Source organism: Streptococcus oralis subsp. dentisani (genome assembly GCF_007475365.1).
Classification (GTDB): domain Bacteria; phylum Bacillota; class Bacilli; order Lactobacillales; family Streptococcaceae; genus Streptococcus; species Streptococcus mitis_AX.
The window spans coordinates 1,469,472-1,488,442 of sequence record NZ_CP034442.1 but is presented as its reverse complement, the minus strand read 5'-3'; the positions used below and the strand labels follow the sequence as shown (position 1 = coordinate 1,488,442).

Genomic DNA, 18,971 nt, shown 5'->3' with positions numbered 1-18,971 from the left:
ATCGCGTTAAAAACAAACATTATTCTCTGTTCAAAAATTGATCTAAGTAGTATCGCAGATAACTTTTCTTTCCTGTGATTAGTGTCAAACGTCCTTCTGAACCGTAGCGAAGCTCTTCTGCTTGTTCAGGAGTCAGACTTGTCTCCGCCTCTATTTTAAAGAAATTTCCCTTTTCAGTCTTAGTAGCTGTCGCATCAATATTCGTAATCGCAGAAACAAGAACGAGCTCTTTGTTGGCATCCTTGGTTGTAGTAAAGCGAACAGAATCACCTACCTTAAGCCTTGCAACATCTTTTGAACTGAGATAGGCTGTGAGTTTGGCTTTCCCTTCTTTCTCCAAGGATGGGTAGAGTTGGGCTAGCAGGGTTCCTTCTGCGACCATGGTAGAATCACTGGTTTCAGGATTAAGGTGAAGCACCCCATCCTCACTTGCTGTAATTTTCCCCTTGTCCAGCAGACCTCCTTGGACTTTCTTACCAGACTCTGCTTCTAAAATTTTCTGATCCAAAAGGGTTAACTCCTGACCGACTTTGACTAGGTGCTGGGACTTGAGGGATTCAAGTTGACTATCCAGTCCCGTTGCATAGGCTTGTTGAGCTCCAGATCCCGCATACTGCACACGATAAGTAGCTAAACTAGACTCTAGCTGGGCGATTTGTGCATCCACCTGTGCAATAACTTGCGATTTAGCTTGCGGATCTTCTCCAGCTTGGTTTTTATAGGTCTGATAAAAAGAGTAGGCCGCATTTTGACTATCCAATTGAGCTCCTGTTTCAATCGCCGACTTAGCTGTTTTGTAATCTTGAATTTTATCCTGCGTTTGGCTGATAAGATTGCCAATCTCGGCCTGACTCTGACTTGCTGCCGCATTTTGAGAGGAGATGCTGGCATTTTGCTGAGAAACATTACTTCTAAGACTACTAGCTTGGCTGAGATAGTCCCGAAACATCTCCTGATAACCAAACTTATCCGCCTCTGGAAATTGATCACTTCCCTCTTTCAAACTGGATTGCAAATACCCTAACTGCTTTTTTTGATCCTTAAACATCTCCAACTGACTGGTGTATGCTTCAACCTGAACAGCTTCCGCCCCTTGCTGGTACTGAACCAGTAGATCTCCCTGCTTGACTAGTTTGTTTTCTTCTAGATAATTGGCCACGATGCGTTGATTGCTAGTCGACTGGATGTTGGCAATGATCCGACTAGGTTCGACAGTCGCTCTGGTAGACAAACTCATCTCCTTCTCTGCAAAGACTGCAAAACCGAGTAAAAACACGAGCAGAAGTGACATAGGTAAAATCACCCGACTGGAAAAATTATGGTAACGACGATGGTAAAACTCCGCACTTTCTAAAAATTCTGGTTGCATCTTCTCCTCTTTCTAGCTATTCACCAAATGGGCGTAAAATCCACCTCGAGCAAGCAAGTCTGCATGGGTACCTTCTTCGATAATCTTGCCCTGATCCAAAACAACAACCTTTTCTGTCCGCTCAGCGATGGTCAAGCGGTGGGCAATGAAAACCAAGGTCTTGTCCAAAGCCATAAGATTATCCACGATCCGCTTCTCTGTCAAAATATCCAGACTGCTAGTTGCCTCATCCAAGATCAAGACAGGGGCATCTGTTAAAAGAGCACGCGCCAGAGCAATTCGCTGCCGTTGCCCACCAGAAATTCCAGCTCCATCCGAAGTCAATTCTGTCTGGTAATTCAGTGGCATCCGCTCGATATCCTCCCGAATCTCAGCTAACTCGACTGCTCGCAGAACATCCTCCTGTGTCGTCCCTTCTTTGGCTCCAAGGAGAAGATTCTCCAAAATCGTTCCGTTAAATACATAGGGCTGTTGAGGCAGGTAGTTGATATACTGGCGCAAGGCTTTTTTATCAATCTGATTGAGATTGGCACCACCCAGACTAATCTCTCCCTGACTTGGGTCGTAAAAATTAACCATCATCTTGGCCAAGGTGGTTTTTCCTGACCCCGAAATCCCCACAAAAGCCATCTTAGACCCTTGCGGAATGGTCAAATTGATATCCGACAAGACGTCACGACCATAGCCATACTTATAGTGAACCTGCTTGAAGGTCATCTCTCCCTTCATCATGCTCAAATCTTCGACTGTTTTCTTCTCCTCAAACTCCGAAGCTACTAGATAAACCTCATTTAAGCGATTATTGGCAACCTGTGCTGTCTGAAGTTTGGTTTGCAGGTTGATGATATTTTCCAAAGGATTGGTAAAGTAAACAAGCAAAGTATTATAGGTAATCAGCTGGCCCAAACTCATTTTCCCATCCATGACAAGAATAGCTCCCAGCCAGAGAACACCAACATTGAGCAGGAGCTGGGCAACTTTTTTCAGAGCCTTTTGCTGGCTTTCTGCCCGACTATAGGTAAAAGATTTTTTCAGATAAGCTACAAATTCCTTGTCAATCTTTTGATAGCACGAACTCTCACTGGTCAAAGATTTAATGGTCTCAATGCCGTTGATGTCCTCGATGATAGAAGAAGACAGAACCGCATTAGCTTCCATAGTATCCCGATTCATCTTTTCAAAAGGTTTCATAAAGGCAAAGATAATCACTGTATAGATGGGAAGCGCAAGCAGACTAATGAAAAAGAGCGTCATATTTTGTGAAAACAAGACAAGCGAAATAATCAAAATCGTCGACACATCTAGGAAAATCGACAGAATGGTCGACGCCAGCGCATCAATGATACTATTGGCATCTGTAAAACGAGATACGATTTCTCCTGTCCTGCGTGTCGCAAAAAAGGACATTGGCAGGTGAAAAACATGCTTGATGTAGGACAAAATCACATCAATTGACAGACGTTGCCCCAAAACAAGTAAGAGATACTCCTGCGCGTAGGACAAGATCTGCTGGAGGATATAGACGATGACCAGCCCAATAGAGATGATGCCCAGTGTCGAACGCATCTGGTCTGGCACATAGGTATCAATGATAGACTGAAGATAATAAGAACCCACAATGTTAATCAGGGTTACCAAGAGTGTCGCTAGGACGATATTGGTAATTAAGCCATGCTGTTTGAGTAAGATGGGCAAGAAAGATAAGAGCCCCTGTTTTTTCTCCTTATGGGGTTTATAGTCTGGAGATGGCGCCATAAAGAGACTGATCCCTGTCCACTCTTGCGCAAATCGCTCACGAGAAATCTTAGTCAGCTTGACACCAGGATCTGGATCAGCGATATGGATGGTCTTCTTATCCTGACCTGTCACCACATAGTAGTGGAGCAATTTCCCTTCCTTGAGCACATGGGCCACAAAAGGAAAGGTCAAATCAGGCAGATCAAAGAGCGTCATATCCGCCTTGATAGCCCGCGTCTCAAAGCCAAGCTCCTCTGCCACCTTTACAAGCCCCAAAGCAGTCGTCCCATCCATGGTCGTCTTGGCCAACTCTCGTAGATGAGCCAAGGAGTAATAACTACCGTAGTAGCTAAATATCATAGCCAAGGAAGCCACGCCGCAATCCATCTGATCCACCTGAGGACGATAGTGTTTTTTCCCAAATTTCATATCCATCTCCTTTTTTCTAACAATCTCTTAAAAACTTTGTAAGATTATTTTAACCAAACGAAGAAGAAATCGGAAAATTATTTCTGAAAAAACAATATTCATACCTGAACAGCACTTTTTGTCAAAGAAAATAGGCAGAACAAGAGTCCTGCCTAGAACATTCAATTACACAGATTTCTTACCTTTCCCACTTCTTTTGTGAATGGTGTATAAAACGATAAAAGCAAACACAGGGGGCACCAGATAACTACTTTCACTCATTGTCACCTGAAATCCAAGAGTTGCTAGTATCGTAAAGATGAGAATATTCATTAAAAATAGAAAAATAAATACAATGAAGGATTTTAAAATCTTATTCATTTCGGTTCTCATTACTTTCTTTACTTTCTCTTTTGAGAATAGTATGGTATTTTACCGCTATGTAAATGATTAAAAGAAGTAGGGGATAAGAGAATAAGTCTGAGACTTCCATGAAATTTACACTATACTTCCCTGGTAATAGCCTATAGTCCATTAAAACTTGAAGGATAGAAAGTACAATGCGTACTAGTAGAAGACCCCCTAATAAGATCACTTCTTTTTTAACATACGGACACCTTCCTCACTAAATGCAGATTATGGTTCATTGGTCTAACACTCCAAGATTTATTTTATGCTGGAGCTACAGAGATCAGACTCATGTTGTCATCGTTTGTTATCTTTTTCTTCACTTCTATAAAGTAAGATAAAGGTCATCAAGAATAATGAAATCGTAGGTATATCAAAATATTCAAACCATGTAGGTAGATTTATTTTGTTTACATCAGCTACGATTCTAATAATTAGATAAGCCATCGAGCTAAATAATACAGTGGTCTCTAGCCAAGCTTTGCGTAGTAATTGAACAACTTTCATCCCAAACTCCAATCTGATGGTCCATCAATTTCCAATCTTGCTTTCTTTTGTTTTGTACTTGTATCCTACATAAAACAACCCAAGCAGAATCGGATAGGTTTCTGGATAAAATAGGGTATTGATCGGATTTTTCAAAATCAAATACGTTACGATGTAGATAATGAGCGATACGATAAAATACCCCTCAGCAAATCCTAATAAGAATTGTTTCATGGTAGACTCCTATTTACCTGATAAGAAAGGCGGAAAAACTCCGCCATTCACATGCACAAAATCCTTTTCATTCAGATTCATCATTTATAGTTTTGATTATCTTTTGACAAATCTTTGCAAAAAATACCAAAATAGCCCGAAGCAAGTAAACCAACTACAGTCCATTTCCAATCAAAGTATACTAATGAACCTGTACGAATCACATGAAGCGCGAGATTAAGAGCTATTGCCAACAAAGGAACTATAGTGGCTAGTTTAGGTAACAATGTATTGAGATTAAGGTTGTGATTCATAATTGATTTCCTTACATACTTTATCCCAAATTTTTAGCTTAGCGTCTACTTCCTAGATAACGCCCATACATATAAGAAGCTACTCCTAATACACCCCAAGCTATTGCTGTGGAAGTAGTAACAATGAAGCCTCCCTCAGTAACAGATAAGTCTGCTTCTGTCATGATATCGAATTTTTCATCCAGTTTTTTCATTTTTCTCTCTCCTTTTTAAATAATACTGGCTAATCCAATAGCTACTCCAACCAAAAGCCCTACTATTCCTGAAGCTGATATAATAATTACTGAAAATTCTTCTGAAATCTTCGTTTATTTCTCCATTTTTTTAGTTCTTTTTTCATTGATAGTAACTAAAAGATGACTATTCAATAGTATTTCCCACACACTAACAATAGTTCTCTTTAAACCTTGTTTTTGCCTGAATCCAAATAACTCATCATTAAAATAAGGATTGGAATCCATAATTCCGAGCCTACATACTGATCAACTTTAAAGGTAATTACATTTAAATCACCTAGAACGCAGAGTGCTCCAAAACTGATTAAAAGCACGCCTATTAAATTTTTTCGATTTTTCATACCTAATCACTTTTTATCCAAACCTACGCTTTAAATCTTGCCCGATTAATCTACCGCCAAGGAAAATAGTCACTCCAATACCAATCGTAGCGAATGTGATCACGCCTCCATCAGTATTCATTAATTCGTCTTCTGTCAACTCTGGCCAATTATTTAAATTATTCATATTCATTTTATCCTCCTATTATCACATAAAGTATCCCCAAGCAATACCGCCAATAAGTAGGATGCCCCCTACTACCACAGCAGTAACAGAACCCCCATCCACATCCATCAACTCTTCTTCTGTAAGAGTTACAAAGTTCTGTTCCATTTTGTCAAAGTTTGTCATCTTTTTTCTCCTTTATTTCTATTTTTTAGTTTACGACTTCTAGATTTTAAACCATTTTAAAAACCAGATTGGATAAATTACTGAAATCTTTTTTTCTCTCCTTCCTTTTCTTCTTACCTATCTATTCGAAAAACAATTCGAAAATGAACAATTCATTCATTTTTATTTTAAAAACCACTTAATGAACCACGGATAAAAACCGGTCACGTACATAAACGTTCCTCCTTTTTTCTTTCTTATCTCTTTATTCGCAATCTCTACAAAAAATTTTAACATTTTTCTTTTTTCTGCAAACAAAAAAAACAACATGACTTGCATGTTGCTTTTTGCTATATCTTACCTTTAATAGTTCTGACCACATCTGCTACACTTTGCAGTTGGTCAATTTCCTCATCACTGATTTCAATTCCGAATTCATCTTCTAGTGTCAAGACGAACTCCATCAAGTCCACTGAGTCCGCATCTAGGTCATCTTTCAAACTCAAGGCTTCTGTTACGACAAAGTCCTCTCCCTGTCGCTCTTGGATAATGGTTACAATACGGTCAAAAATTTCTTTTTCTGTCATCTTTTTATTCTCCTGAAAATTCACGCGCAGTCTGGGCGACTACGTCTGTTTCTAGCATGGTACGAATCTGGCGAATCGTACTATACACAGCCTTGGCATCACTTGAGCCATGAGTCTTGACAACCGGTGCCTTAACACCAAACAAGACCGCTCCACCAACATCTGAATAGTTGAGTTGCTTTTTCAAACCTTTAAGGCTATCCTTGAGAAGAAGAGCACCTAGTTTCGCTCGAAGACCACCACCTGTGATAGCTGTCTTAAGCAAGCCCATGATACCCATGGCTGTCCCTTCAATAGATTTGAGCACAGCGTTTCCCGTGAAACCATCTGTTACGACAACATCCGCAACGCCATTCATCAGATCACGTGCTTCCACGTTTCCGACAAAGTTCAAACTTTCATCAGCCACTAGCAAGTCGTATGTCTCCTTACGAAGCGGATCGCCCTTGCTACTTTCTGTTCCATTGTTGAGCAAACCAACACGTGGTTTCGAAATCCCACGAACATTTTTCGCATAAAAGGAACCCAAAACAGCGTATTGGTGCAGATGATGGGCTGTATTTTCCGCATTGGCACCGAGATCTAGCATATCAAACCCTTTGCCATCAATGGTCGGCAAGGTAGACATGAGTCCTGGACGGTCGATATTTTTGATACGACCCACGATGAAGAATCCTGCAGCCAACAAAGCACCTGTGTTCCCAGCTGAGAGGACGGCGTCTGCTTCTCCCTCTTTGACTGCCTTGGCTGCTAATACCATGCTGGCATTTTTCTTCTTACGGATTGCTTTTGTCGGCTCATCATCTGAGTCAATTTTCTCATCCGTATGGATAATACTGATACGCTCTGTCGCTGTTAGATATTGCTTGATCTTGCCTTCATCTCCATAGAGTTGAATCTCAATATCTGAAAAGTCAGTAAGGGCTTGATTGACACCCTCAACGATAGCTTGAGGTGCATAATCGCCCCCCATAGCATCTACTGCGATTTTTTTCATTTGTCTTCCTCTTTTAGTAATTGTCCCCAGTCTGCTAGGGAATCAATAAATTTCTTTGATTTTAAGTGAATTCCAACATACTCTTCGTAGATTTGATCTATAAACTTGCGCAAGTCTTGCTTGATTTCAGGCTTGAGCGAAATAGTCTCCAAGGTTTCAAAATCAATGGCTTGAAATTGATTGAGCAGATAAGGGATATTGGGATTGAGATGGCAACGTCTCTCATCTTCATGATAATGCTCTGGGCAAAGACAGGCTCCATATTTAAAAGAAAAGTCAAAGGCCTGACCGACCCGATGGCAAAAGACACACTCATTAAAATTAAGGCTGATTCCAAATCGAGTCAAGATTTGAATTTCAAAAATATTGGTTAAGACCTGATAATCTAGGCCTGCTTCCATCAACTCCAAAGTCTTTTGCAAAAAAGCAAACAAGGGAGCATCCTGCTGATTATCCTGCAAACTAGCATCTGCAAGAGCAGCCACATAGGTTGCATAAGCCATGACAAAGAGATCACTATTAATCTTGGGAAAGGTCATCACCTCATGGTAGTCCTCGATGTAGCTAAGGCCGTCATCATTGATTCGCAAGAGAAACCGAGCTAGTACCAAGGGCTGAATAACCGGAGCTAGTTTAGATTGACCAGCGTGTTTGACGAAAAACATGCGCTTGCCAGCCTGCTCGGTGAAGATTTTGACTAGCTTATCATCCTCCCGAAAGTTACGATTGTAGAGTACGAGACCTTGACTCGTGATAGACTGGATCATGCTTCTCTCATATACTCCTCAAGTCGTTTCATGGCCTCCCTGATTGTTTCCATGCTGGCCGCATAAGAGAGGCGAACATAGCCTTCTCCGTAACGCCCAAAGGCAGCACCAGGGATAAAAGCAACAGCCTTCTTCTGGGCAAAATCCTTCAGAAAAGCAAAGGAGTCTTGATTGTAACCTTCTGGAATCTTAGCAAAGATATAGAAGGCACCGTCTGGTTTGATAATCTCAAAACCAAGAGCAGTCATCTTTTCGATGATATAATCTCGACGCTGGATGTATTCCTTCTTCATAGGCTCTGCGTCGTTTTTACCAGCGGTCAAGGCTTCTACTGCAGCATGTTGGGCCATGGTATTTGCGGCAGTGACCAAGTACTGGTGACTCTTGATGAGTTGAGCTGTGAAGTTTGCTGGTGCTAAGATAAAACCTAAACGCCAACCAGTCATGGCATGGGACTTAGATAAGCCATTGATGATAATAGCCTGGTCTCTCAGCATAGTTCCCAGAGATACATGGGCTTCGCCTGTATAGGTTAATTCTGAGTAAACCTCATCACAGACCACAAAAATCTCGTATTTACGTAAAACAGCAGCCAAGGCTTCCAGCTGCTCCCGACTATAGGTAATTCCTGTCGGATTGGCTGGATAGTTGAGAATAACCGCTTTGAGCTTGTCCCCCTGCTCCAAAATTGCCTTCTCCAACATTTCAGGAGTCAAGACAAAACCATTTTCAGTTGTATCAATCTCGACAATCTCTGCCCCAACTAGGTTGACAATAGGCTCATATCCTGGATAAGCAGGAGCTGGCAAGAGCACCTTGTCTCCCTCTTCCAAAATAGCTGTCAAAGTAGCAGATAAAGCCTCTGTCGCCCCAATTGTAACCAAAATTTCATTTTCAGGATTATAATCTAGCTGGTATTTTTCTTTTACAAAATCACTGGCTGCCTGGCGCAAGGTCAGTAAACCGCTCATCCCTGTATAGTAGGACTGGTTCTGGTCAATGGCTCGCTTGGCTGCCTCCTTGACATGATCTGGCGTTGTAAAATCAGGTTCCCCCAAGGTCAAACGCAGAACTCCAGGGGTCTCTGAAATTGCCTGGTCAAACTGACGAATCAAGGACACTTGAATCTTATCTAATTGTTTATTAAAGCGCTTGGTTAAGTCCATAGATACCCCCTTGCTTACAGAACATAGTACTATTATACTACAAAAGCTCCCTGACCGCAAAATCCATCTGAAACCTGCATTTTTCACTTTCTGTTTTACTTTTCTTCTCGACAGGTCTATAATAATAAGTGCTTATTTTCGGAGGTTTATATGTCATTTTTATCAAAAAATGGAGCAGGAATCTTGGCCTGCCTTCTCATTTCTATCGTATCTTGGTTCCTGGGAGGATTTTTCCCCGTCGTGGGTGCACCTGTCTTTGCAATTTTTGCTGGAATGCTTCTTCACCCCTGGCTCTCACCCTACAAACAACTGGATGCTGGATTGACCTTTAGTTCCAAAAAATTGCTCCAGTATGCCGTTATCTTACTCGGTTTTGGTCTCAATATCTCGCAAGTCTTCGCAGTTGGACAATCTTCACTCCCTGTCATCCTTTCCACCATTTCTATTTCCTTAATCGTCGCCTACCTCTTCCAGCGTTTCTTTGCGCTAGACACAAAACTAGCTACCTTGATTGGAGTGGGTTCTTCTATCTGTGGTGGCTCTGCCATTGCTGCTACAGCACCCGTTATCCATGCCAAAGAAAAGGAGGTTGCCCAAGCCATTTCCGTTATCTTTTTCTTCAATATCTTGGCTGCGCTCATCTTTCCAACTCTAGGAACCTGGCTTCACCTATCTAATGACGGCTTTGCCCTCTTTGCAGGAACTGCGGTCAATGATACTTCTTCTGTAACGGCCACAGCTAGTGCCTGGGACAGTCTTTATCAGACCAATACCCTCGAGTCTGCAACCATTGTTAAACTCACACGCACCTTAGCGATCATTCCCATCACTCTCTTTCTCTCCTACTGGCAAAGTCGCCAACAAGAAAATAAACAAGGCGTACAACTGAAAAAAGTTTTCCCACTTTTTATCCTTTACTTTATCTTGGCTTCTCTGCTAACTACCATTCTCACTTCATTAGGTGTCAGCAGTGACTTCTTTGCACCTCTCAAGCAACTCTCCAAATTCCTTATCGTCATGGCCATGAGTGCCATCGGTCTCAAAACCAATCTGATTGGCATGGTTAGATCCAGTGGCAAATCTATTGTCCTCGGAGCCCTTTGCTGGATTGCCATCATCCTCACCAGTCTTGGCATGCAAGCATTGATTGGTACTTTATGACACAAAAGGTAGCCCATGGCTACCTTTTATTGTTCAAGAATTAAGCGTGTATGTTCTCTCTTGATACAGCGATTCATTACGATGTCGTCGCATCCTCCAGCACGCAAGATTTCTTCTGCTTCTAGGCTTTCAAGTCCCAGTTGTGCCCAGAAAATCTTGGCATCAGCCTTGAGAAAATCACGCGCCACATCTGGTAAAAATTCGCTCCGTCGGTATACATTAACAATATCCACAGGAAAAGGAATCTCAGCTAGACTCGCATAAGCCCTCTCTCCCAAGATTTCCCCACCTGCAGCCTTGGGATTAACTGGAATGATTTTATAGCCCCGAGCCTGCATTTCCTTGGTCACTCGATTGCTAGTTGTTTCCTCACGGTCAGACAAACCCACTACCGCTAACGTTTTACTGGTCGCCAGATACTGACGAATCACACCATCACTCGGATTGATAAATTCTTGACTCATAGAAATCCTCCTTTTTTCTCAGTATAGCATATTTTGAAAAGGCTTACAGATTTTGACTATGAATTATCTGAATGCAAAAAATCCTCTTAAAATCATCTTATCTGACTTTAGGAGGATTTGGTTTTATGATCTGGTTGGTTTATAAGTCAATTTCTCTCCATGTTGTTTGACAAACTCACTCATCTCTGAATCAGGAATTTGGCGAAGATAGAGATTAGCACGAATCGTATCATCCTCTTCACGACAAGTAGAAAGAACAAGGTACTTATCCTTAGCAGATACTTTCACATTTGGTTTTTTAACCTCTGCTGTATCGTAAATAGTAGTTAACTGTTTTTCAAAATCTTTGTCATCATCAAAACTAGTGCGATAGAAGGCTGTCTCTTCTGGTACAATAATCATCGCAACAGCTTCATAATAGAACTTTCTCTCAGGTGTTTCGATAACAACATAAGGATGCTCATCAAAATAGTCTTGACGGCTATAATAGTTCACATCATTAAACATACGATGATCGCCAAGTTTACTTCCTCTCGCATGGGCAAACAACCATGTCAAACGATCACTAAAATCTTTCTTATTGTCCGTATCCATAAATACAGCACCTAGATAAGGAACATTGTCCCCTTCAAAGGTTTTATTGAGGTAGGTTTCATTGTCCTTTGTTTGAACAACAGGCTCATCTAACTGTGTACCAGGAGCATAGACATAGGCAATTGTCTCCGAGTTGGTCGAAGTTAAGCCCTTAAATTTATTTGAAAGGTATTCCTTTTCTTCTGCGCTGGCTGTATAGGCTGGTTTTTTAGTTTCCTGAGTAACTTTTGGCTCGTTAGTTGAGTCGTTGGGAGTAGAAAGGCTATTAATGATAAAATACCCACCAACCGCAACAATAGCTACTGCGACTACGGAAGCAATAATTTTCCAAATGGACAAATTCTTTTTCTTAGAACGTCTACTCATCTTTTCTCCTTCATCTTTTCCACTTTTACCAAAAAAATCACTGAAACGAAGTTTCAGTGATGGGCTACTTCATCAAATCAATGAATTATTTAGCAGCGTGTGTTTTTGGAAGAGCTTTTTGACCAGCTTTAGCTGCTACACCAGCTTTTTTAGCTGCATCGTCAGCTTTTTTAGCTTGATCTACAGCACCTGGTTTACCTGGTTCTGGAGTAGCTGATCCTTTACCATCTGCTGATCCTTTACCATCTGTTGGTTTAGCTGATCCTTTACCTGATCCCTTACCTTGTGCTTCTTGGTCGTCAGCGATGCGTTTGTTGTTGTCTTCTTGATCTTTAACTGGATCGTTATAGTGGTTAAATCCAGGAGCAGTACGGATTTTTTCTTGCATAACTTGAATGTAACGGTTACGAACGATGTTACGAGCTTCTGTACGAGCTGCTTCAACTTTAGCTACATATTCACCGTAAAGGTGACCTGAACCGTATGCTTCAAGAGCTGCTTTAGCTGCTACAACTGCTGGTTGGCGTTCAGCTTCTTCGTTGATTTCAGCTTCGTGAGCTGCTACTTGACGGTTAACTTCATCAGCAATATCACGTTCAGAAATGTATTTCTTTTGGATCAATTGGTTAGAAGAATTTGGGTTTTCACCTTGAGCAAAAACTGGAGCTGCTGCAGAAAATACTGCAAGTGCTGCTACTGATGATAATAAAACTTTTTTCATTGTTTTATCTCCTCTTTAATTTCTTATTTAATTTATAAGGACAGGCCTTATTACCTACAAGTATATCATATATATGGCTGTTGTCAAGTATTTATTAAAATTTTTTTGAAAAAATCTAGTAAAATGAAGAAAAGTTTCTCTACACAAGCCGTGCAAGCGATTTTTTTACTAGCAATAGCTGATAGAAATGTCTAAAAGACGAACATTTTAGGAGATTTTTCCTTAATCATTACCTCTGAAAATGATACTTCATCACTATCTAAGGAGGACTTCTCTACTTTTGAAGGGTCATAGATTTTCAGATGCCCGATTTAAATGGTTTTCTCAATACTAAATAGAGGAGAAAGAGGACGTTTTTCGTGGATACGGATAATAGCATCGCCTAGAAGATGAGCAATCGAAATTTGTTCAATCTTATCAATCAAACGCTCTTCTGGTAGGTAGATAGTATCCAAAACAACCAATTTCTTAATAGCTGATTTTTGGATATTGTCCATAGCTGGCCCTGAAAGAACTGGGTGCGTACAGCTTGCGTAAACTTCAACAGCACCTGCTTCAGCAAGAGCATCCGCCGCATGACAAATAGTTCCAGCTGTATCGATCATATCGTCAATCAAGATACAAGTCTTACCTTCTACCTTACCAATGATGTTCATCACTTCACTGGTATTCATCTTATCTACACTACGGCGTTTGTCAATAATCGCAATCGGAGTTTTCAAAAACTCTGCCAATTTACGAGCACGAGTCACCCCACCATGGTCTGGGCTGACAACCACGTAGTCAGAGCCAACCATGCCACGACGTTCAAAATAGTCCGCAATCAATGGAGCACCCATCAAGTGATCTACAGGAATATCAAAGAATCCCTGAATCTGTGCAGCATGCAAATCAATCGTCAACAAACGATCTACGCCAGCAACTTCTAGCATGTTTGCAACGAGTTTTGCAGTGATTGGCTCACGCGCTCTTGCTTTTCTATCCTGACGTGCATAGCCATAGTAAGGCATGACAACATTGACAGATTCTGCACTAGCCCGCTTCAATGCGTCCACCATAATCAAAATTTCAAGTAAATTATCATTTACAGGTGAACTAGTTGATTGTAGGATAAAGACGTGTTTTCCACGGATTGATTCTTCAATGTTGACCTGAATCTCTCCATCTGAAAATTGGCGAACAGTCGATTTCCCCAACTCTATCCCAATTTCTTGCGCCACACGCTCTGCCAATTCTCTATTAGAAGAAAGGGCAAACAGCTTTAAATCAGAAAAAGACATGATTTCCTCCGGTATTTATGTATCACTTGTTTTTTACACAACATTTTCCATCTACCATTGTAGCGCTTTTTCCTTTATTTTTCAATCAAAAATAAAACAAGAGTAAACATTTATACCCTTGTTTTATACTATTTTATATTAGCTATATTAAAACTAAAAATTCTACATTTTAACAATCGATTTTATGCTAGGATGAAATTTTTTCGAGACAAAGTTAGTATACTTCTCTCATACTTCCTGTATCCACATCATAGACAGCACCTGAAATAACCACATCATCAGGAATCAGTGGAGATTCTCGAAGCAACTGCATGTCCTCTCTCACACTCTCTTCAACATCCTGGAATGGTAAAAAATCTTGATCAGACACATCAACTCCGAGCTCGTGTTTCAAATGTTCATGAAAACTTTCATTTTGAAAAGTTTGAGCTCCACAGTCTGTATGGTGAAGCACCACAATTTCTCTTGTCCCCATTTGTTGCTGGGAAATCACCAGTGAACGAATCATGTCCTCAGTTACTCGACCACCCGCATTCCGCAAGATATGGGCATCCCCAAGTGCCAGACCCAGAGCTTGCGCGACGTGTAGCCGTGAGTCCATACAGGTCACAATTGCTACTCTTGTTTTCGGCTTAAGTGGCAGATTTAATTTCCCATGAAGGGCAACATAAGCCTGATTGGCTTGCATAAACTGTTCAAAATACGACACGATTCCCTCCTCAAAAATTTGACAATCAAATATTTCTCCTATCTTATCATTTTTAAGAGAATTTGTCACAGATTATGCAAAGACCATTTTCAGAACTTCCTGAATCGTTGTCACTCCAATCACCTGAATTTCCTTGGGTGGAGTGATTCCTGTCAAGGAATTTTTAGGTACATAAATCTTAGTAAAGCCCAGTTTAGCAGCTTCATTGATGCGCTGCTCGATACGATTCACACGCCGAATTTCTCCAGTCAAGCCCAGTTCACCCACAAAACATTCCTGAGGATTGGTAGGCTTGTCCTTGTAACTCGAAGCAATAGCAACCGCAACGGCTAAATCAATAGCGGGCTCATCCAATTTGACCCCACCAGCAGATTTGAGATAGGCATCCTGATTTTGCAAGAGAAGTCCTGCCCGTTTTTCCAAAACAGCCATAATCAGACTCGCACGATTGAAATCAAGACCTGTCGTAGTACGCTTGGCATTTCCAAACATAGTCGGTGTCACCAAGGCTTGAACTTCTGCTAAAATCGGACGGGTCCCTTCCATGGTCACAACGATTGACGAGCCAGTAGCCCCATCCAAACGCTCCTCTAGAAAAACTTGACTCGGATTGAGCACCTCAACCAATCCGCCCGACTGCATCTCAAAGATGCCAATCTCATTAGTGGAACCAAAACGGTTTTTGACTGCTCTCAAGATACGAAAGGTATGGTGACGTTCCCCTTCAAAGTAAAGCACTGTATCTACCATATGCTCCAACATACGCGGACCAGCCAAGGTCCCTTCCTTGGTCACATGCCCTACGATAAAAATGGCAATGTTATTAGTCTTAGCCAGCTGCATAAGCTCAGCCGTCACCTCACGCACCTGAGACACAGAACCTTGCACCCCTGAAATCTCAGGAGACATAATGGTCTGGATGGAATCGATAATGAGAAAGTCTGGCTGAATTCTTTCTACTTCTGCACGAACACTCTGCATATTGGTCTCTGCATAGAGATAAAACTCACTATCAATATCTCCCAAGCGTTCTGCACGGAGTTTAATCTGCTGGGCAGACTCCTCCCCGCTGACATAGAGAACAGTCCCTACTTGGGACAGCTGAGTCGAGACTTGTAAGAGAAGGGTTGATTTCCCAATCCCTGGATCCCCACCGATAAGGACGAGACTCCCCGGTACCACTCCTCCACCAAGCACTCGGTTAAATTCCTCCATCTCAGTCTTGGTTCGATTGACATTGATAGAAGTTACTTCAGCCAGTTTCATAGGTTTGGTTTTTTCACCTGTCAAGGACACACGCGCATTCTTGACCTCTGCAATCTCAACTTCCTCGACAAAAGAAGACCAAGATCCACAGTTGGGACAACGTCCTAGATATTTAGGGGAATTATACCCACAATTTTGACATACAAATGTCGCTTTTTTCTTTGCGATGATAAACCTCTTTCTAAATCTCTATCTCACACTCTATCACTTGGCAAAAATCAATTTTTTCATTAGGTACAAACTGGCGCATGAGCATTCGATGAGCGACAACTACCACAGTCTGATGTTCTCGATACTTAGTCATGCATTCTAGAAAACGAGACTTCATCTCCGCAGCTGTCTCATATTGAATAGAACTATTAGGAAGCAACTCCCCCTTGCTTTCTAAAAACAGACATCTAGCTCTTTCAAAATTCTCTATACCACTTTCATAAACCTGCCATTCGTGTAACAAAGGCTCCACCCTCAAAGGGAGGCCAGTAGCACAAGAAACATAAAAAGCTGTTTCTAAAGCTCTCGTTACTGCTGAAGTCACTAGTAAGTTAGCTGATTGTAGTAAGGGATTTTGGCAAAGTTCCTGAGCTTGTTGTCGTCCCTTCTCAGATAAGGGGGCCAAATCCATCCCAAAACCTGTATAAGAACGTTCCTCTAACTCACGGTAATCTGGTTCCCCATGACGTACAAAGATAATCTTCATCTTAGTGCCCTGTTGATCCAAATCCACCAGTTCGCACGCCGTCTGCCTCATCTCCGTCTGCGATTAAAAATGGTGCAAAGACAGCCTGAACCACACGTTCCCCAACTTCAAGAACCACTTCCTGATCAGTAATGTTTTTCATCTGCGCAAAGATATGTCCCTCATTTCCAGGATTTCCATAATAATCCCCATCAATGACCCCAACTGAGTTAATCAAGACCAAGCCCTTCTTACGAGGGTTTGATGAACGATCATAAAGATAGAGAACTTCTGTCGGCTGCATATAGGCCTTAACACCTGTCGGAACGAGAACAATCTCTCCTGGAGCAATCACAGTGCGTTCCGCGACCTTTAAATCATAACCAGCTGCATGGGCTGTCTCACGCTTCGGTAGCAAATTTTTATCTGTAAAACTCGAAACCAATTCAAAACCACGAATTTTCATATTATACTCTTTTCTATTATCATTTATTCTAGGCTATTTTATCTTATTTATTCGAAAAAAGCACGAAAAAAGAGCACACAATTCACACTCGCTTAGGGCTGCTGGATTCCTCCCCTGACCCGCTTCACGCAGAACTGTTGCTCCACTATTTATTATATCACATTCCTATTCATTTTAAAAGAAAAATTATTTTTTTCGTCGATTTCGGAAAAAGTCTTGCATAATAGCTGCACATTCATCTTCCAAAATTCCCGTTTCGACCTCTACACGGTGATTAAGACGTTCATCTGTCAAGATGTCGTACAAACTACCAGCAGCACCAAATTTCTGGTTTTTAGCCCCGTAAACTACATTTGGAATACGGGCAAGTCCAATCGCCCCACTACACATAACACAAGGCTCAATGGTCACAAACAACGTACAATCAAGCAGACGCCAACTCTCTTCACTTGCATTCGCATTTTCTATGGCCATGATTTCTGCATGCATAACCGCCCGTTGCAACTCCTCGCGCGCATTATGCCCCCGACCAATGATCTCTCCATCCTTGACAATCACACAACCAATTGGAATTTCATCGTGTTCCAGAGCAATCTCTGCCTCTTTCAAGGCCTCTTTCATAAAAGCTTCTTTTTCTTCAACTGTATAACCCATAGCTTCTCTCTTTTCCTGCTTAATCAATTCTATCATTATAGCATGTTTTCCTAGACAAAAAAAGAGCTCTATAATATTTACACTGACTAACTTTAGATATTATCAAATCGCTGGATTGTAGAAATAATGTTTTAAAAAGAGTATAATATTAGCAAAATTGATAGAAAATCAGAAATCATGAACTTAAAATAATGGAGATAACTGACATAGAAAGTTCAAGAGATGAATATACTGAAATTTATACAATAAACAATATGAAAGGGTAAATGATGAAATTAGAGTTATTACTGGATAAACCAAAATTTACCTTAATGTTTCCATATAAAAATCAATTTAATAGAGCAGGGGGACCATTCATGATATCTTTATCTGTTATGATTCTCTGGATTCTAAAGCATCTGATAGCTTATAATACCGATTTTACAGACAAGATTATTATAGCAATCGTACTGATTTATGCTCCACTTCTTCTATGGTTTATGGGGTATTATCTCTTCATAAATGGAGTAAAATTAGAAGTTCATAAAAACAATACTGTTCAGTATTATACCTATAGTAGCAGAGGCCTCAGCATATTACATTATCAATTTAAACTTCAAGATATCGAACAAATAACCATTAAAAAACGTCCCTTTAATTGTGCAAAGTTAACCATGAAAATTAGAAATCCTATTTTTTTAGAAGGATATGAGAAAAATCTAAATAAGCTAATAAGTGTCAGTATCATCACAGATAAACTGAAAGCAGATGTTTTTATGCACGAAATGAACCAAATTCAAAATGACAAATCAGGAAACCAAGTTATCAAATAAGCTAATTTACAAAAAATTTAATTTTATCTAACTTATAAATTCTAAAGAAAATAGTTCACTGAAGAGGCTGGGATCAAAAATCCCAACCTCATTTTTGCTTAGTTGTACACCTATAATTTATTAGTAGATTGAACTGTTTGTTGGTATTTTAGAATTCAAAAAGCTACTTTTACCAAAACTTCTTTTCTCCATTCACAACATTAACCAATTTACTCAAATGTTGAAATCTTACAGATATAGGTTTACCAAATCGAGACTTAGTCTAGAGATTTCTATCCCACTGTTTTTTTCTTTATTTTAAAAAGTCAAGTAGAAGCCTATATAGGACTTATGAACTAAAAAAAAGCCACCCAATGGGGTGACTTAGTAGGGAGATTATTATGAAAAAGAAAAGTTTAGGATATTTGTTACAACAAGTTAGGAGGTCTTCTTGTAACTGTCTATAGTATACCCGACCTGTCTT

General features: G+C 40.6%; 24 protein-coding genes and 1 other RNA gene. 2 read left to right on the top strand and 23 right to left on the bottom strand.

Translation table 11 applies throughout. The features are described from left to right. Positions 1 to 19 precede the first annotated feature (19 nt). The 13 genes from comB to EJF26_RS07410 form a co-directional block, all read right to left on the bottom strand. The gene (gene comB / locus EJF26_RS07470) at positions 20 to 1,369 is read right to left on the bottom strand and encodes a competence pheromone export protein ComB (protein WP_001182201.1); all 1,350 of its coding nucleotides are present in this window, start codon (positions 1,367 to 1,369) and stop codon (positions 20 to 22) included. Positions 1,370 to 1,381: 12 nt separating this feature from the next. Further along, positions 1,382 to 3,535: a peptide cleavage/export ABC transporter ComA gene (gene comA, locus EJF26_RS07465; RefSeq protein WP_000668250.1), complete on the bottom strand. Its 2,154-nt coding sequence runs from the start codon at positions 3,533 to 3,535 to the stop codon at positions 1,382 to 1,384. 165 nt (positions 3,536 to 3,700) lie between these two features. Then, entirely contained in the window at positions 3,701 to 3,895 is a 195-nt protein-coding gene (locus EJF26_RS10320; RefSeq protein ID WP_001033679.1) for a hypothetical protein, read from the bottom strand. A 324-nt stretch (positions 3,896 to 4,219) separates the two neighbouring features. Further along, positions 4,220 to 4,429 (bottom strand): hypothetical protein, encoded by a 210-nt coding sequence (locus EJF26_RS07450; RefSeq protein ID WP_000869802.1) that lies wholly within the window; start codon positions 4,427 to 4,429, stop codon positions 4,220 to 4,222. A 24-nt stretch (positions 4,430 to 4,453) separates the two neighbouring features. Beyond that, entirely contained in the window at positions 4,454 to 4,642 is a 189-nt protein-coding gene (locus tag EJF26_RS07445; protein ID WP_000808741.1) for a hypothetical protein, read from the bottom strand. A gap of 80 nt (positions 4,643 to 4,722) precedes the next feature. Continuing rightward, complete coding sequence (locus tag EJF26_RS07440; RefSeq protein WP_001016295.1) at positions 4,723 to 4,935, bottom strand: hypothetical protein; 213 nt, start codon at positions 4,933 to 4,935, stop codon at positions 4,723 to 4,725. Between the two features lie 38 nt (positions 4,936 to 4,973). Further along, entirely contained in the window at positions 4,974 to 5,129 is a 156-nt protein-coding gene (locus EJF26_RS09850) for a hypothetical protein (RefSeq protein ID WP_000732133.1), read from the bottom strand. Positions 5,130 to 5,525: 396 nt separating this feature from the next. Continuing rightward, on the bottom strand, positions 5,526 to 5,684 hold the full coding sequence (locus EJF26_RS07435) for a class IIb bacteriocin, lactobin A/cerein 7B family (protein WP_001056955.1): 159 nt from the start codon (positions 5,682 to 5,684) through the stop codon (positions 5,526 to 5,528). Positions 5,685 to 5,699: 15 nt separating this feature from the next. Beyond that, positions 5,700 to 5,843: a class IIb bacteriocin, lactobin A/cerein 7B family gene (locus EJF26_RS07430; protein WP_000180834.1), complete on the bottom strand. Its 144-nt coding sequence runs from the start codon at positions 5,841 to 5,843 to the stop codon at positions 5,700 to 5,702. Positions 5,844 to 6,172: 329 nt separating this feature from the next. After that, entirely contained in the window at positions 6,173 to 6,409 is a 237-nt protein-coding gene (locus EJF26_RS07425; RefSeq protein ID WP_000136440.1) for an acyl carrier protein, read from the bottom strand. A gap of 4 nt (positions 6,410 to 6,413) precedes the next feature. After that, positions 6,414 to 7,406, bottom strand: a complete 993-nt coding sequence (gene plsX, locus EJF26_RS07420; protein WP_000717469.1) for a phosphate acyltransferase PlsX — start codon at positions 7,404 to 7,406, stop codon at positions 6,414 to 6,416. After that, positions 7,403 to 8,173 (bottom strand): DNA repair protein RecO, encoded by a 771-nt coding sequence (gene recO / locus EJF26_RS07415; RefSeq protein WP_000616134.1) that lies wholly within the window; start codon positions 8,171 to 8,173, stop codon positions 7,403 to 7,405. Before recO ends, plsX begins: the two co-directional genes overlap by 4 nt. Next, positions 8,170 to 9,339 (bottom strand): pyridoxal phosphate-dependent aminotransferase, encoded by a 1,170-nt coding sequence (locus EJF26_RS07410; RefSeq protein ID WP_000366373.1) that lies wholly within the window; start codon positions 9,337 to 9,339, stop codon positions 8,170 to 8,172. Before EJF26_RS07410 ends, recO begins: the two co-directional genes overlap by 4 nt. A 150-nt stretch (positions 9,340 to 9,489) precedes the next feature. On the opposite strand from EJF26_RS07410, the gene EJF26_RS07405 reads away from it, so the two are divergent. Then, entirely contained in the window at positions 9,490 to 10,500 is a 1,011-nt protein-coding gene (locus EJF26_RS07405) for a YeiH family protein (protein WP_000009150.1), read from the top strand. Between the two features lie 26 nt (positions 10,501 to 10,526). Here the strand turns inward: EJF26_RS07405 and EJF26_RS07400 are convergent, their stop codons facing one another. The 10 genes from EJF26_RS07400 to tadA all read right to left on the bottom strand — a co-directional run bounded on the left by EJF26_RS07400 (position 10,527) and on the right by tadA (position 17,696). Then, positions 10,527 to 10,964 carry a CoA-binding protein gene (locus tag EJF26_RS07400; RefSeq protein ID WP_000076486.1) on the bottom strand — a complete coding sequence of 146 codons (438 nt, stop codon included), beginning with the start codon at positions 10,962 to 10,964 and terminating at the stop codon, positions 10,527 to 10,529. A 123-nt stretch (positions 10,965 to 11,087) separates the two neighbouring features. Further along, positions 11,088 to 11,924: a class B sortase, LPKTxAVK-specific gene (srtB, locus tag EJF26_RS07395; protein ID WP_000091217.1), complete on the bottom strand. Its 837-nt coding sequence runs from the start codon at positions 11,922 to 11,924 to the stop codon at positions 11,088 to 11,090. Between the two features lie 85 nt (positions 11,925 to 12,009). Continuing rightward, the gene (abpA, locus tag EJF26_RS07390) at positions 12,010 to 12,645 is read right to left on the bottom strand and encodes an amylase-binding adhesin AbpA (protein WP_000757007.1); all 636 of its coding nucleotides are present in this window, start codon (positions 12,643 to 12,645) and stop codon (positions 12,010 to 12,012) included. A gap of 311 nt (positions 12,646 to 12,956) precedes the next feature. Next, positions 12,957 to 13,925, bottom strand: coding sequence for a ribose-phosphate diphosphokinase (locus EJF26_RS07385; protein WP_000010176.1), 969 nt, complete (start codon positions 13,923 to 13,925; stop codon positions 12,957 to 12,959). A 214-nt stretch (positions 13,926 to 14,139) separates the two neighbouring features. Then, positions 14,140 to 14,634, bottom strand: coding sequence for a beta-class carbonic anhydrase (locus EJF26_RS07380; protein ID WP_004246703.1), 495 nt, complete (start codon positions 14,632 to 14,634; stop codon positions 14,140 to 14,142). A gap of 72 nt (positions 14,635 to 14,706) precedes the next feature. After that, positions 14,707 to 16,068: a DNA repair protein RadA gene (gene radA, locus EJF26_RS07375; protein WP_080563325.1), complete on the bottom strand. Its 1,362-nt coding sequence runs from the start codon at positions 16,066 to 16,068 to the stop codon at positions 14,707 to 14,709. Between the two features lie 13 nt (positions 16,069 to 16,081). Beyond that, positions 16,082 to 16,597 carry a histidine phosphatase family protein gene (locus EJF26_RS07370; RefSeq protein ID WP_000691243.1) on the bottom strand — a complete coding sequence of 172 codons (516 nt, stop codon included), beginning with the start codon at positions 16,595 to 16,597 and terminating at the stop codon, positions 16,082 to 16,084. 1 nt (position 16,598) lies between these two features. Further along, positions 16,599 to 17,042: a dUTP diphosphatase gene (locus EJF26_RS07365; RefSeq protein WP_000701999.1), complete on the bottom strand. Its 444-nt coding sequence runs from the start codon at positions 17,040 to 17,042 to the stop codon at positions 16,599 to 16,601. Between the two features lie 59 nt (positions 17,043 to 17,101). Further along, an RNA gene (ffs, locus tag EJF26_RS07360) (signal recognition particle sRNA small type) lies at positions 17,102 to 17,196 on the bottom strand. A 32-nt stretch (positions 17,197 to 17,228) separates the two neighbouring features. Further along, the gene (gene tadA, locus EJF26_RS07355) at positions 17,229 to 17,696 is read right to left on the bottom strand and encodes a tRNA adenosine(34) deaminase TadA (protein WP_025168976.1); all 468 of its coding nucleotides are present in this window, start codon (positions 17,694 to 17,696) and stop codon (positions 17,229 to 17,231) included. Between the two features lie 266 nt (positions 17,697 to 17,962). Here tadA and EJF26_RS07350 point away from each other — a divergent pair, with 266 nt between their 5' ends. Further along, a complete protein-coding gene (locus EJF26_RS07350) occupies positions 17,963 to 18,508 on the top strand; it encodes a hypothetical protein (protein WP_000976885.1) in 546 nt (181 codons plus the stop codon). Positions 18,509 to 18,971 lie beyond the last annotated feature (463 nt).

What these genes read in the sequence shown, in the direction of transcription:
- EJF26_RS07430 (WP_000180834.1), bottom strand. Translation starts at nt 5,843, where the DNA reads ATGACAAACTTTGACAAAATGGAACAGAACTTTGTAACTCTTACAGAA.
- EJF26_RS07365 (WP_000701999.1), bottom strand. Translation starts at nt 17,042, where the DNA reads ATGAAAATTCGTGGTTTTGAATTGGTTTCGAGTTTTACAGATAAAAAT.
- EJF26_RS07425 (WP_000136440.1), bottom strand. Translation starts at nt 6,409, where the DNA reads ATGACAGAAAAAGAAATTTTTGACCGTATTGTAACCATTATCCAAGAG.
- EJF26_RS07385 (WP_000010176.1), bottom strand. Translation starts at nt 13,925, where the DNA reads ATGTCTTTTTCTGATTTAAAGCTGTTTGCCCTTTCTTCTAATAGAGAA.
- EJF26_RS07450 (WP_000869802.1), bottom strand. Translation starts at nt 4,429, where the DNA reads ATGAAAGTTGTTCAATTACTACGCAAAGCTTGGCTAGAGACCACTGTA.
- EJF26_RS07405 (WP_000009150.1), top strand. Translation starts at nt 9,490, where the DNA reads ATGTCATTTTTATCAAAAAATGGAGCAGGAATCTTGGCCTGCCTTCTC.
- recO (WP_000616134.1), bottom strand. Translation starts at nt 8,173, where the DNA reads ATGATCCAGTCTATCACGAGTCAAGGTCTCGTACTCTACAATCGTAAC.
- plsX (WP_000717469.1), bottom strand. Translation starts at nt 7,406, where the DNA reads ATGAAAAAAATCGCAGTAGATGCTATGGGGGGCGATTATGCACCTCAA.
- EJF26_RS07400 (WP_000076486.1), bottom strand. Translation starts at nt 10,964, where the DNA reads ATGAGTCAAGAATTTATCAATCCGAGTGATGGTGTGATTCGTCAGTAT.
- EJF26_RS07440 (WP_001016295.1), bottom strand. Translation starts at nt 4,935, where the DNA reads ATGAATCACAACCTTAATCTCAATACATTGTTACCTAAACTAGCCACT.
- srtB (WP_000091217.1), bottom strand. Translation starts at nt 11,924, where the DNA reads ATGAGTAGACGTTCTAAGAAAAAGAATTTGTCCATTTGGAAAATTATT.
- EJF26_RS07370 (WP_000691243.1), bottom strand. Translation starts at nt 16,597, where the DNA reads ATGAAGATTATCTTTGTACGTCATGGGGAACCAGATTACCGTGAGTTA.
- EJF26_RS09850 (WP_000732133.1), bottom strand. Translation starts at nt 5,129, where the DNA reads ATGAAAAAACTGGATGAAAAATTCGATATCATGACAGAAGCAGACTTA.
- EJF26_RS07350 (WP_000976885.1), top strand. Translation starts at nt 17,963, where the DNA reads ATGATGAAATTAGAGTTATTACTGGATAAACCAAAATTTACCTTAATG.
- comB (WP_001182201.1), bottom strand. Translation starts at nt 1,369, where the DNA reads ATGCAACCAGAATTTTTAGAAAGTGCGGAGTTTTACCATCGTCGTTAC.
- EJF26_RS07410 (WP_000366373.1), bottom strand. Translation starts at nt 9,339, where the DNA reads ATGGACTTAACCAAGCGCTTTAATAAACAATTAGATAAGATTCAAGTG.
- abpA (WP_000757007.1), bottom strand. Translation starts at nt 12,645, where the DNA reads ATGAAAAAAGTTTTATTATCATCAGTAGCAGCACTTGCAGTATTTTCT.
- tadA (WP_025168976.1), bottom strand. Translation starts at nt 17,696, where the DNA reads ATGGGTTATACAGTTGAAGAAAAAGAAGCTTTTATGAAAGAGGCCTTG.
- EJF26_RS10320 (WP_001033679.1), bottom strand. Translation starts at nt 3,895, where the DNA reads ATGAATAAGATTTTAAAATCCTTCATTGTATTTATTTTTCTATTTTTA.
- EJF26_RS07445 (WP_000808741.1), bottom strand. Translation starts at nt 4,642, where the DNA reads ATGAAACAATTCTTATTAGGATTTGCTGAGGGGTATTTTATCGTATCG.
- EJF26_RS07435 (WP_001056955.1), bottom strand. Translation starts at nt 5,684, where the DNA reads ATGAATATGAATAATTTAAATAATTGGCCAGAGTTGACAGAAGACGAA.
- comA (WP_000668250.1), bottom strand. Translation starts at nt 3,535, where the DNA reads ATGAAATTTGGGAAAAAACACTATCGTCCTCAGGTGGATCAGATGGAT.